This is a genomic window from Chryseobacterium hilariae, from assembly GCF_051400735.1.
Lineage (GTDB): Bacteria > Bacteroidota > Bacteroidia > Flavobacteriales > Weeksellaceae > Chryseobacterium.
The window spans coordinates 783873-796971 of sequence record NZ_JBLFFJ010000001.1; the positions used below are offsets into that span (position 1 = coordinate 783873).

12 protein-coding genes are annotated in these 13099 nt (G+C 33.5%); 7 read left to right on the top strand and 5 right to left on the bottom strand.

Going from position 1 to position 13099, the window contains the following annotated elements:
* Positions 1 to 387: 387 nt before the first annotated feature.
* Together ACMGDK_RS03770 and ACMGDK_RS03775 are read right to left on the bottom strand one after the other, a co-directional pair.
* A complete protein-coding gene (locus ACMGDK_RS03770; RefSeq protein WP_436806690.1) occupies positions 388 to 747 on the bottom strand; it encodes a helix-turn-helix domain-containing protein in 360 nt (119 codons plus the stop codon).
* Between the two features lie 100 nt (positions 748 to 847).
* Positions 848 to 1591: a response regulator transcription factor gene (locus ACMGDK_RS03775; protein ID WP_436806691.1), complete on the bottom strand. Its 744-nt coding sequence runs from the start codon at positions 1589 to 1591 to the stop codon at positions 848 to 850.
* An 82-nt stretch (positions 1592 to 1673) separates the two neighbouring features.
* Here ACMGDK_RS03775 and ACMGDK_RS03780 point away from each other — a divergent pair, with 82 nt between their 5' ends.
* The 3 genes from ACMGDK_RS03780 to ACMGDK_RS03790 all read left to right on the top strand — a co-directional run bounded on the left by ACMGDK_RS03780 (position 1674) and on the right by ACMGDK_RS03790 (position 4557).
* A complete protein-coding gene (locus tag ACMGDK_RS03780) occupies positions 1674 to 2321 on the top strand; it encodes a DUF1349 domain-containing protein (RefSeq protein ID WP_436806692.1) in 648 nt (215 codons plus the stop codon).
* Between the two features lie 795 nt (positions 2322 to 3116).
* Positions 3117 to 3728 carry a response regulator gene (locus tag ACMGDK_RS03785; protein WP_436806693.1) on the top strand — a complete coding sequence of 204 codons (612 nt, stop codon included), beginning with the start codon at positions 3117 to 3119 and terminating at the stop codon, positions 3726 to 3728.
* 412 nt (positions 3729 to 4140) lie between these two features.
* Positions 4141 to 4557, top strand: a complete 417-nt coding sequence (locus ACMGDK_RS03790) for a hypothetical protein (protein WP_436806694.1) — start codon at positions 4141 to 4143, stop codon at positions 4555 to 4557.
* A 75-nt stretch (positions 4558 to 4632) separates the two neighbouring features.
* Here ACMGDK_RS03790 and ACMGDK_RS03795 read toward each other — a convergent pair whose 3' ends face one another.
* Entirely contained in the window at positions 4633 to 5184 is a 552-nt protein-coding gene (locus tag ACMGDK_RS03795; protein ID WP_436806695.1) for a thermonuclease family protein, read from the bottom strand.
* On the opposite strand from ACMGDK_RS03795, the gene ACMGDK_RS03800 reads away from it, so the two are divergent.
* Complete coding sequence (locus ACMGDK_RS03800; RefSeq protein WP_436806696.1) at positions 5183 to 5338, top strand: hypothetical protein; 156 nt, start codon at positions 5183 to 5185, stop codon at positions 5336 to 5338. The two genes, ACMGDK_RS03795 and ACMGDK_RS03800, sit on opposite strands and share 2 nt — an antisense overlap.
* Positions 5339 to 5997: 659 nt before the next feature.
* On the opposite strand, the gene ACMGDK_RS03805 is transcribed toward ACMGDK_RS03800, so the two are convergent.
* Both ACMGDK_RS03805 and ACMGDK_RS03810 read right to left on the bottom strand, forming a co-directional pair.
* Entirely contained in the window at positions 5998 to 6651 is a 654-nt protein-coding gene (locus tag ACMGDK_RS03805; RefSeq protein ID WP_436806697.1) for a response regulator transcription factor, read from the bottom strand.
* Positions 6635 to 8245 (bottom strand): sensor histidine kinase, encoded by a 1611-nt coding sequence (locus ACMGDK_RS03810; RefSeq protein ID WP_436806698.1) that lies wholly within the window; start codon positions 8243 to 8245, stop codon positions 6635 to 6637. The genes ACMGDK_RS03805 and ACMGDK_RS03810 overlap by 17 nt, the downstream gene beginning before the upstream one ends.
* A gap of 580 nt (positions 8246 to 8825) precedes the next feature.
* Between ACMGDK_RS03810 and ACMGDK_RS03815 the strand changes: the two genes are divergently transcribed.
* From ACMGDK_RS03815 to ACMGDK_RS03825, 3 genes are all read left to right on the top strand, one after another.
* Positions 8826 to 9242 carry a hypothetical protein gene (locus ACMGDK_RS03815; protein WP_436806699.1) on the top strand — a complete coding sequence of 139 codons (417 nt, stop codon included), beginning with the start codon at positions 8826 to 8828 and terminating at the stop codon, positions 9240 to 9242.
* 179 nt (positions 9243 to 9421) lie between these two features.
* Positions 9422 to 12433 (top strand): ligand-binding sensor domain-containing protein, encoded by a 3012-nt coding sequence (locus ACMGDK_RS03820; RefSeq protein WP_436806700.1) that lies wholly within the window; start codon positions 9422 to 9424, stop codon positions 12431 to 12433.
* Positions 12426 to 13040 carry a response regulator transcription factor gene (locus ACMGDK_RS03825; protein WP_436806701.1) on the top strand — a complete coding sequence of 205 codons (615 nt, stop codon included), beginning with the start codon at positions 12426 to 12428 and terminating at the stop codon, positions 13038 to 13040. Before ACMGDK_RS03820 ends, ACMGDK_RS03825 begins: the two co-directional genes overlap by 8 nt.
* Positions 13041 to 13099: the final 59 nt, after the last annotated feature.

The following is a 13099-nucleotide window of genomic DNA, read 5'->3' on the forward strand; positions in this document are numbered from 1 at the left end:
TTGTTATTTGTTAATGTTAGTTGTTTAAAGAAACAAATATATAATTATTTAAAGCCTGTAAATCCATCTATTATATTAAATATTACGCATCATATAACACACTCTGCGTTATGATCTGATAATCAAAATATTTCAGATTTCAATTCATTTATTCCTGCTTAAATAGTCAATATTTTTTTTAATCAAACTAAATTTAACAAAAAAAAACACAACAATAAATCACTATTACTTAATTAATCATAAAAAAAAGATAATTGATTTTACAATTATCTCATTTCTAAAATATTATTTGTTTTTAGGATAAAAATCTATTGGAAAATTAAGTTTATAATAAGACATTTTTGTATCATTTTTCCTTCTATTTATATAAATTTCAAGTACACATTTTTATGATTTCAGCTTGCTGATCTTTCTAAACTCTCCCGGTGTAATTCCAGTCATTTTTTTAAAGAACTTGGAGAAGTTGGATGGATCATAGGTAAACAGCCTTGCAATTTCTGCAATAGACTGATCTGAATCTTTTATCATTGCCTTGGCTTCGCTAATAATTTTTCCATCATAGAAATAACACGGATGCTGTCCTTTTTCTTTTTTTATAGTATCTGTGAGATGCTGATGGGAAACTGCAAGCTGGGCAGCAATTTCATTGAGTTCCATAAATTCCGGAACAGTTCCGGTAATTACATCTCGGATGTGCTTTTCAAGAAAATCAAAATATTGCCTGGTGATCTCTTCACTTCTTTTCATTTGTTATCATCATTTATTTATAGTAAAAATTTACACAATAAAATTAAAGATAAGAATAAAAAAAACATGGTGAACTTTTCGGTGTTTACAGGAAACTGAACTAATAAAAGCTGTCTTTAAATGCCTGTACAGAATTTTTCACTTTCAGTTTTTCCAGGATATTCTGGCGGTGCCTGCTAACTGTATTGATGCTTATGGACAGAAAACCTGCTATTTCTTTGCTGGCATAGCCCTCCCCTACATATTTTAAAACTTCCAGCTCTCTTTTCGAGAGAATATTCTGATAGTTAAGCTTATCTTTTACAATAATTTCACCTTTAACTGTATTAATGATCATAAAATCGGAAACGGGAAGCTGTGTCTGGTCCAGGGCAATATGGTAAAGACAAAATGCAAATCTCAGCTTTCCGTTATCAGGAGAATAAATATAGAACATCCGGTGTTTTACAAGTATGTATTCATCATTTTTATCTTTCATCCTGATTTTTGAAAGAACAGAATAGTCTGCCCGAAGCTTTGCATCCATAGCATCCATCATTTCATAAAACCGCAGTTCATGAATATATTTTTTAAGCCTGTCATCCGGATGTATCTTTTTGATAATCTCTTCTTCCCAGATAGAATTGATCTCTGATGGGTTTTCTTTCATACTTAAGCCTAATTCCGATGCAGCTTTAGATTTGTACACATAACTTTTATCTGCCTGCATGTCGCTCAAAACAGAGATAGCACCTTCCATCTGGGAATATATCAAGGCTCTCTGTTTATATTCTTCTATGTCAAGCCTGCATTTTTGAGATGACCTGTCCAAAAGCCGACTGTTCAGTTTTTCTACAATTTCCATAAATGGTTATTTATCAGTATTGACGGAGTATGGGTATAGTTATACTTTTGCTAAAATAATAATTTACACCCAGCTAAAGAGGATGAAGAGATTGATTTTAAGTTTTTGCACTGTTTTTATGATCCAGGAAACGCTTTCACAGACTTTGGAAAAGATGAACTGGTTCAATGAACCCGAGAAATGGGAAATCAAAAACAAGAGTCTGCTAATGACTGTCACTCCGCAAAGTGATTACTGGAGAATTTCTCACTATGGATTTACAGTAGATGATGCCCCGTTTTATTATACGACCTATGGCGGAGAATTTGAAGCCAAGGTAAAAATAAGCGGAAACTATAAGGCAAGATTTGACCAGATGGGGCTTATGCTAAGGATTGATAAAGAGAACTACATAAAGGCCGGCATTGAATTCGTGGATGGGAAATACAACCTCAGCACTGTAGTTACACATGGAACAAGCGACTGGAGTGTTATTACACTGAACACCACTCCTTCTGCAGTCTGGATAAAAGCCGTAAGAAGACTGGATGCTGTAGAAATATTTTATTCTTTTGATGATAAGAATTATACAATGATGCGCAATGCATATTTACAGGATAATACTCCTGTAATGGTGGGCTTGATGGCTGCCTGTCCGGATGGAAATGGCTTTACTGCAGTTTTTGAAAACTTCAAGGTACAGCATCTTCCCGACGAGCGCAGGCTGAAATGGCTTGAAAACAACAAATAACGATTGAATTTTATTCAATATACAGTCAATTTTTATTCGCCTCCCCTTTTTTTGGGAGGTTTTTTGCTTTTTAATATTCTTCTGGCCAATCATTAGATTTTTAAATATTATTTCAGAAAATAAATTTAAAAAGAGGACACTATTTCACTGCCTGAAGATAAAAAACCATAAAATCATGCTCAATGGGTCTGGTTATTAGATAAAATTCATATCAATACATTTTAATATGATAATTTATGTGTATAAAATCACTAATTTTACAGCCCAAATCCAACTTGTTAAACAGCAAGACACGAAACACAAAATAGTAATGAAAAAAAATGTACTCAGCATTCCCAACACTTAAAAAAATTCGGCTTGTATAATGACTATTATTAATAAATTTTCGCTCTAATCAAGCGGAAGCATAGATCATTTATGTACTTATGAAAGCCTGGACATTGTTTTTTGTAATCTTGTTTTCGGACATTTACGAACAGCGTCATATTTCCACGAGGTATATTACTGGCAACGGATCTCTACTGAATAGGGCGAAATCCATTGTCAAGAATTATCATGATTTTACGTGGACCTTTACTGAAGCTGTTCAGAAAAGAATTACACTTATTATAAATGCCGCCAAAAACGGAACCATCTTCCTTTATACTTTTAAAAGCAATCAAAAACTAACTACAATAACCACCGGTATGAAAAGAATTTCTGTTAAAATATCAATAGTTACTCAACTGCCAAGCTTACAAATTCAGATATCCTAAAAGAAACTACCGTTGAAACTCTTATTAAAGCCAAATTTATATGAATGAAAGAATATTAATCGCTGATGATCACTATGTAGTAAGAGCAGGAGCTGCTTTGGTCTTAGAGTCTGTTTATCCAAAACTTAAAATAGATTTTGCAGAAAATTATGACCAGGTAAAGGAACAGGTATCCGAGCACGTTTATGACCTTCTTCTTCTTGATATTGATATGCCCGGGACACAGTATAGGAAAATGATCCCTGAGCTTAAAAGTATCCAGGAAAGTCTGAAAATCCTTGTTTTTTCAGGACATGGCAAGGATGTGGCCATACAGTATATTCGTGAAGGCGCAGAAGGCTATCTCAGCAAACAGGGCTGTGAAGAAGAGATCAGGGAAGCAGTAAGATCAGTCATTCAGAAGGGGTATTACTATCCAAGTGAACTCATCGGGCTTATTATTCAGAATAAAAAAAGTAATCCTGCAGAAAAGCTTTCTTCAAGGGAATATGAAATCTTTAAGCTTCTGGCTAAAGGGTCTGGAAATCTTGAAATCGGGAATATACTGAACATCCAGATGTCTACCGTAAGCACTTACAAAAAGAGAATATTTAAAAAGCTTAATGTTTCCAATATCGCGGAGCTTATCAAGGTACATGAAATGATGCATTAGGAATCGGGGCAACTATATATTTTTGTATTCCTTACATTATAGCACAACACCGTTTTCTGGTATTTTTCATTTTAATTTATACTGTTATTAGATGTATTCTTCATATCTTTTCATGAGATGTCTTCATCTCTTGGTCTTGTTTTTTGCTAAAATTTCTTAATATCTGCGTCAAAGAAACAAAGATTAAAAGATGTTAAAACTTTTAATAAAACATTAGATACCACACAAATACCACACTTAATCTCCAAATTTTCTACTAATTCAGCCAATTTCCGCATTATTTTAACATATAATTGATTATTTATGTTAAAAACTAATAAAATTCTTAATAACACAGGATATTTATTATTGCTCTGGGCATAATATTTGCAATTAAATATTTACCAACACACCTTTCTAAACTCAAAATATTATGAATGCAGCAGATCTTAAAATTAAAAACTTAGTTGAATACAAAAATCAGATTTACACCATCACTGAAATATTTCAGGGCACAGATCATGATTATTTTGTAAAAATCGAAAATGACATCCACAGTATTTCAGTTCCGGCTGATTCTATTAAACCCATTAAGATAACAGAAGAATGGCTTGAAAAGTTTGGGTTCCTGAGAACATACAGCTCAAATGAAAGAATCCGTTATGAAAGACCTGAAACATTTATTAAATATGACATTGATCTGAGTTCAAAGAAAATCCTTGAGGGATTGAAAATATACGGGAACTCCATCAAATGCAGGTATATTCATGAGTTTCAGAATATCTTCTCCTGCCTTTTCGGAAAGGAACCTGCAACTTCTAATTATGGACTGTTAAAGACAGAGTCTTAGTTTATTATTATGTTGATTATAAGAAAACTGCTGCTTTTTGCAGCGGTTTTTATTTTATATCGTTTTACCTTTATTTTATATCGTTTTACCTTCTCTGAAGCCCTGTTCCTTTACTTTCTGTGCCTGTTGTTCCAATTGTTTCTGGAGCCGTTTCTTCTTAGCATTCTCGCGTTGTACTTTACGGAAATCCCATGGAGAAATCGCTTTTTTATCCTGCCACAGCCCAAGTTTTTTATTTTTCGCCAATTCCTGCATCTTTCCCAGGTCAGCATTTTTGGAATAGGAATAGTACCACCATCCGTAGCCGGCTCTTATAATCTCCGCTGAAAGATATTTCCCGTGGTCATAATATACTTTAGCTACTAAGCGTCCATAACGGTCTTTGTCGGTTTCTATAAACATGATCTCCCTGGCGAAAACCTGATCTGATGTAAATTTTTTAGCATTTTTTCCGAACGGCTGTCGGTTTTCCGGACAGTCTACTTCTGCCAGCCGAAGTTTCTTTTGTATATTTCCGTCCAGTAAAACCGTAATAGTGTCTCCGTCTGAAATTCCAATTACTTTAGCCGTTGTCTGTGAGAAGAGTAAAAGGGGAAAACCTAATAATGCTGAAAGAAGTAATCTCATGATGCGAAATTATGTATTTATTTCGGAAACCCGCTACCAGACGGAGTTTTTTTTATTATCCTACCCTGTAAAAGAGAGCAATTATGATGCTTCAACTGCTTTAGAAATACCGTTCAATAAAAAAGGAGGCCACTGCCTCCTTCTGTATCAATGATCTACAAAGATCAAGTTAACTTCTTTATATTAATTTGTGTTTTTTTAAGTCGAATTCAAGAAGCTACTTAAAGATCATTCATACCCAATATTTATTTCATCATTTGTGTTCTAATAAAACCTACCGTATGTATCAAAAAACTTTTCAGTTAATGTTTTTCATTTGGTGAATTTTATTAAGACAAAGTAACAACATTACTGAATATTATTCTTTATAATTGATGTCGATATATATCGATAAGCAGATAGAAGTTTATCAATAAATATCAATCTGATTTACATTTTATTTGATACGGAGTTCACCCTGGTATTAATCAATAAAAAAGGAGGCTACTGCCTCCCTTTTTCTGTATAAATGACCTACAAAGACCAAGTCTGCTTCTCTATATCAATTTGTGTTTTTTAATAATTTGGTTTCGAGAAGTTCCTTTAAGGCCATGCATACACTTATATATTTATCTCATCATTTATGCGTGTTATAAAACTTACCGTTGTACTAAAATCAGAAAGTATCTTTGGTTCATTTTACTAAAACAAAGTAACAACATTAGTGGATAATATTTCTTATAATTGGCATCGATATATATCGATAAAGCCATAGATGTTTATCGATAAAAATGCTTTAGCGGAAAAAAATGAGGAATGGATCTTTAGAAAATCCTATATTTTATGGTGGGTGTTGATGAGCTCGATCAATTCAACAAGGTTTTCTATTTTCAATTTATCAAAAATATTTTTCTTGATGGTGCTCACGGTATTCTGCTTTATATCGAGGTCATTTGCAATTTCAAGGTTACCGTATCCTTCTGCATACATTTCTGCAATCTGCAGTTCTCTTTTGGTTAAACGGCTAAGCGGGTTGATTAAATCAGGATTCTGAACCAACTGCAGCATGAGGTTCCGGGAAAGCGGGGAGAAATATTCTCCTTTATGCACAATATCTGAAATCGCCTGTCTTATTTCTTCTTCTTCACTTAATTTGCTTACATATCCGCTGGCCCCGGCTTTGATAAATTTGAGCACATGCAGATCTTCTTCAAGGCCTGTAAAGATTAAGATTTTAATATCCGGATTTACACTTTTCATAAGTGGCAAAACATGCAGGCTGTTGCCGTCCGGAAAATGAGCGTCAATGATAGCTATTTCCACTCCTTTTGACTGTACCAGCTCTACGATCTGCTGTGAGGATGAGGTTTGATAAACTTTAGAATTTGGAACAATTTCATCAATCAGGATCGCTATTCCCTGACGAACGATACTGTGATCATCCGCTAAAAGAAATATAATTTCTTTATTTTCAATTGGTGCTTCCATTATGATTAATACTTAAATTTATTCTGAATGTTACCTTTGTTCCTTTATGCAGCTTACTTGAAACGGATATGTCCCCATTAAAAAGCTCTATGATTTCTTTACATAGATTTAATCCCAGCCCGGCGCCGAAATTATCAATTTTATCAGAGACCATCCCCTGATAATAAGGTTCAAAAATTTTCTCCAGATCAGAATCTGAAATTCCTACACCGGTATCCCCTACTGTTGTTACCAGAGAAATGGTATTTTCATCTACTTTCTCTGTTACCATTGAAAGATCAATCTGTCCGTTTTCTGTAAACTTATTGGCATTTCCCAGAATATTCATAAATATCTGGTTAATTTTTATATTGTCTGAATTTACAACTATATCTTCAGGAATTCTGTTTGTTACCAGAAATTTATTGTTCCTTGTTTCTATATAAGGCGTGATGGCAGTTACAATAGAGTTTATTTCATCGTTAAGATTAAAGACGGTTTTTACCAGCTTTTTCTCAACTTCCTGGTTTTTTGTGTATTCCAGGATCTGGTTGGACTGTATAAGCAGTGTACTGTTGGTAAATTTTATTGATTTAAGGTAGTCTTTTGTGGTCTCATCTTTTGTGGTTCTGTTGATCTTATCAATAAAAATATTGATAATTTTCAGGGGTGACATCAGCTCGTGGCTCAGCATTCCAAGAATCCTGTTTTTGAAATTAAGGTTCTTTTTAATCTCTTTATTCGCAGCATTAAGTTTGAGTTCGTATATGAACGCCATTCTTGTAAAATACATGATCAGAATGGATACAATAAACATTAACACCATTAATCCCAGTACGAGATAGGTCCTGATTCTGTTATTAGTTGAGCTCTGTTTGTTATATTCTTTTTCCAGCTCTGATTTAAATTCTTTAATAGCCTTTTCGTACACATTGATCAGCCCGTTGCTGTATACCAATAACTTACTGAAATTACTGTAGAACTTTAAATTTTCACGATGGTTTTCGGCTATGGATTGCTGGTTCTGAACTGTAGACCGCTGGATTTTTTTGACTTCAGTGGTATAATATTTATCCATAGATTTTGCCAGGCTATCCATCCTCAGCTTTATTTTAGAAAAATTAGCCGGCTTTTTATTGGTCATGGTGATGACGGTACTTTCCTTTTGCACATCTACCTTACCTGATATTGCATCTTTTAAACGCCCCATCAGGCCTTTCTTTTTAATGGTATCAGAATAGGTCTGGGTTTGTATCGTCAGATCTTCAAAGTTATCAGTGTTTTTATATCTTTCCAGCTCGTAATGCTGCTCCGGGATGATTTTCACAGGCGGCTTCATAGAATATTGATATACAGAATCTATAATGGTCTGCAGCCTTATGATTTTCAGTGTATCCTTTTTTTGCTTTGCCAGTTTGTTTTTCAATCCCAGATTTGTGTCTCCATAATCATTTATTTTTTCGAAATTGCTATTAAGCTTTTTAAGGGATTCAAAATATAAATTCAGGTCTTTGCTATCCTGGCTGATCATATACTTTTGAAAGTAGTTCTGTGCATTCATGAAGTCTTTCCTCGAATTATCCGTTAACCCACCCAATGCTTTACTTTCCTCCAATTGACTTTTAATAAACTGGAGTTTTTTTTCATTGACAAATTCGTTATAAAAAAATATGGCTATAATAACCTGTATCAACAATATGCACAGGATTAATGAGTAATGAACAACTTTCCTCAATTTAAAATCTAAGAATTTATATTTCATATCTTTTTATCAGCTAAATTAATTTTCTGATTATCTAAGTCACCGGTATTAGTTTTAAACACTATCATTATATTACCAAAACCTGGTAATGTTTGTACACCCTTCCTTTGGCAAAGTTAAAGTAATTTTTGTCTTTTCATAACAGTAAATGGTGATAAATACAGAGATTGTAATTTCATTCAAATCACAAAAACTTAACAAAACTTCAGGATTTCATTCAGTGTAGATATATTTTTCGGTTCAGACATGCATATTGAAAACAATAATCATTAGTTTTTTCCAAGTACATAATTTTTCACGGTGAAAAAAAAATAAATTCGCAATGCTTCGCATATTTTTAACCGAGATTTGCCACACTTAAATAATCAATCCCAATTTGGGCAATATACATCATAATACGGAATAATTATTTATCTTAACATAAATTTCTATTATGAAAAGTTTATCATTCTTATTTCTTTTATTTTATTTTTTTTATGCTCCTGCCCAAAAGCAATACAGCCTGGAACTCAATTTTCTGACTGACAGCAATGAACGCGCGCCTAATGTTAATGTAATTTTTATTAAAGATACCAAAGAAGGCGGTATTATAGTTGAGAAAGTTATTGCTGACCGTAATGGCATTTTAAAGCATATAATCTCTGAAGATTATTTTGATAAAAAAGGCTCGATAATTATTGAAGCCTCTTATCATAATCAAAACACCTATTACTTTGATTATCATGAAGAACTTTCAAAAAAACAATTTCCTTTTAAGAAAACGGTGATTTTGGAACATATTGTTCCGCCAACCCTGGAAGAGATCAACAAAATGACGCCTCCACCTCCACCGCCTCCCAGAGCTAATTAGTAAGAATCGGGAACTGTTAAATAAAATTCAAACCAGAATATATAAACTTTCTGTAATCCTAAATACTACAGGCAATACCCTATTTATCTTTTTTTGCCAAATATTAAAAAAAAACCTTTTATTGATATTGTTTTTACAAATACAGTAATAACTTTGCAGCAAATTAAATAAAAGGATTTGTGCAAAAATATACTTCCGCTGTTCTTCTCTTTATCTTTTCAATTGTTTACACCCAACAATATAACATTCAGTTATATAATACAGATAACGGTCTTCCGCAGAACAGTGTAAAAGATATTATTAAAGATAGATATGGTTTTATATGGCTAACCACTGAAAACGGAATTGTAAGGTACGATGGAATGAAATTCCTGGTTTATAGGAATCTCCCGTTAAACAGTCAGCGGTTTAGGTATTTCTACGGCGCCCCCGAAAAAGACAGCATCTATACTACAGCAGATTACGGAAGAACTGTGCTTATACACCAAAAATCCCCTAAGGTAATAAGCTCCATAAAAAAGAATTCACATTTTATATTTAAAGACCGTCTGAATTACTTTTTATATTGCTCCAATTACATCTACACTACATCACCCGGCATAAATCTGTATTTTCACCTTAAAGAAGGTACTTATTTTATAAAGCAGAATTCTCTTCAATATATAGATGCCACTTCTAAAAAAGAAGAGAATTTAAATATCAAGGCCTTCTATAAGAACGTTGCCAGAATTTTTGTAATCAATAAATCAGTATTCTTTATTGATCATCAGTCAAAAAATATTCAAAAAATTGAAAAGGGAAAAATCACGGATTATTATCATGAGCCGTTACTGACGGACATCCATAGTAAGGTGTACTGGAGCCTGATTAATAACCAGGTTTTTATCATCAATAAAAACAGTATTTACAGGTGTGAATATGAAGAAAATACACTAAAAGTAACAAAACTTGTACAGCTTGATGATATTGCAAAAAATATCATTAGCATATATTATGATACAGTTTACAAAAAGCTTTATCTGGGAAGCAGCACCAACGGACTGCAGATTATCAATGTTCCAGATTTTGTTACCATCCAGAGACCCCCTTCAAAACCTGAATCTGTTTTTTACAATACTTTGCCTTACAGTCATTCTTCAGTCATCACCACTTTCGGAGAGATCTATGACCGTAACGGGCTTGTAGAAGACAAAAGGTTTAACAGCATCGTTCCATTCTTCATGGCTTATGATGAGAAAAAAAACATCATTGCGCGTAAGGCAAACGATCTGATAATCTATCAGAAAAAATCTTATTATACAGAAATTATTTCTAAAAAAAGTTTAGATTTAGTAGACTTCTTCTGGGATGCCCAGAGGTATTATGCCCTAGAAATGCAGCCTAAAAAAAGCGGGACTCCTGCCTACAGCGGGACTCTTCTAATCTATGAGAACCTGTCTTTCAATTCAGTGAAAAAAAGGTTTTTTTTTAATAATGAGCCTGTCAAAGCCCTGAAGCTTGATGAAGAACACATATTGGTAGGAACCACGAAAGAACTGTACAAAGTTTCATTAAAAACCAATAAAATACTCCACCTGAATCCCGGAAATGAACTGTCCATCCGCAGTATTATACAATCAAAAGACGGTAATTTCTGGATCACCACTTTGGGGAAAGGATTTTATCTGCTGAAAAACAACCGGCTGATCAAAATGCCTTATGATGCTAATAATAATATTTCTTCTTCCCATACCATTTTAGAAGATTCACGCGGATTTTTCTGGATCCCTACCAACAACGGACTTTACAGAGTTCTGGAAAGCCAGCTGCTTCAGCATGTGCAGGATAAGAAATTAAGAGTCAATTATTACCGTTTTTCAAAAGATTCAGGTTTCAAAACCAACGAATTCAATGGCGGCAGTAATGTATGTGGTAACAGGCTAAAAAATGGGGAATTTGTACTTCCTTCTTTAGATGGCCTGGTTTTCTTCGATCCATTAAAAGTAAAAAGCTATTATCCCAGAAATGTTTATATAGAAAGAGCGGTTATCGATAACAAAGAACAGTATTTCGACAAAGTACTCAATATAAAACCAGAATCCAATCGTATAGATATTTTTATTGATGTTCCCTATTATTCTAATCCGGACAACCTTATTATAGAAGCAAAGCTGAGCGGAATATCCAATGCAGACTGGGAATCTATAGGTACAGACGGAAAATTTTCTATTTCCAACCTCACCTATGGAAATCATTCTTTTGTTGTGAGGGTATTAGTTTCCGATACAGGAAAATACATTTATAAAAAAATAAATATTATCATTCCACCTTATTTTTACCAGACTTTATGGTTCAAAATACTGATTTCCTCAGCCCTGCTGCTTTTTTTATATTTTTTGGTAAGGTGGAGAATAAGCTTTCTGAAAAAGAAAAATCATGAGCTGGAAGAGATTATAAATTCCCGTACAAAAAGCCTTTCTGATACTGTAGAAAAGCTGGAAATAACAAAAATAAAACTTCATAAAGAAATCGAACAGCAAAAAAAGCTCATCGGAACCATTACCCACGATATTACAACTCCGGTAAAATTTATCGCACTCACCGCAAAGGAAGCTTTGAACAAAGACAGCTTTAACGAGCAACACAATGAAAAGATTCTTAACTCTATTTATAAATCCTCGGATCAGTTATACAATTTCACGATCACTCTAAAAGAATATGCTGACATCTATACGCACCACCGGTCCGATAAAACAGAACTCTATTCTCTGCATAAGCTGATAGAAGAAAAGAAAATACTGTTTAATGCCATAGCAGAGAATAATAATACTTTAATTATCAACAATGTAGATAAAACATTATGGGTATGGATCAGCAAGAATATCCTGTCGGCAATTGTTCATAACCTGCTGGATAATTCTGTAAAGTTTACAAAAGATGGATTTATCACAATAGAAAGCCATGTGGAAGAAAATATCATTATCCTGCTGATAAGGGATACCGGAACCGGAATGGATGAAAAGAAGATAGAATATTATACAAAACTTCAGGATAATATTGAAAATGAAAAATTACTACTGCAAAAATACGGCATGGGACTTCACCTCGTTTTGCAGCTTCTGCAAATGATAGAAGGAAAAATTGTCTTTAAAAAAAATAAATTGAAAGGAACTTCATTCAAACTGATTTTAACGAATAAAAAAAATGATTAAGAAAATTCTTATTGCTGATGATCACGACATTGTTCTGGTAGGAACAAGCATGATTTTAGAGTCAAGGATCCAAGATGTAGCTATAGACCAGGCGGAAGACTATCCGGAAGCCCTGGAAAAAATTTCAGGGCAGAAATACGATCTTGTTATTTTGGATATCAACATGCCGGAAAGTAAAAATAAAAAAATGATCTCCGAAATTAAAACGCTGGATCCTGATATAAAAATCCTGATATTTTCTGCTTATGAAGAGGAAGTAGCCGTACAATATATAAAGGAAGGTGCCAACGGATACATCAGCAAGCTAAGCAAGTCGGAAGAGATTTCGGACGCCGTAAACAAAATATTTTCTGACGGCTATTATTACCCTCCTTCCATTGTACAGCAATTGCTTCAGGAATCTCCAATAGATTCTATAAAGAACTTATCTGTGAGAGAGTATGAGATTTTTATTTTAATGGTACAGGGCAACGGCAATTTAGAAATTTCCAATAAGATGGGGATCCAGATGCCGACTATCAGTACCTATAAAAAAAGAATCCACAATAAATTAAAGACCAAAAAATTAGCAGATCTCATCAGGTTACATCAAACCTATATTGCCTGATTCATCAACTTTTAATAAATCACATAATGTAGAAAATTTTCTATATTTACTTTTATTTT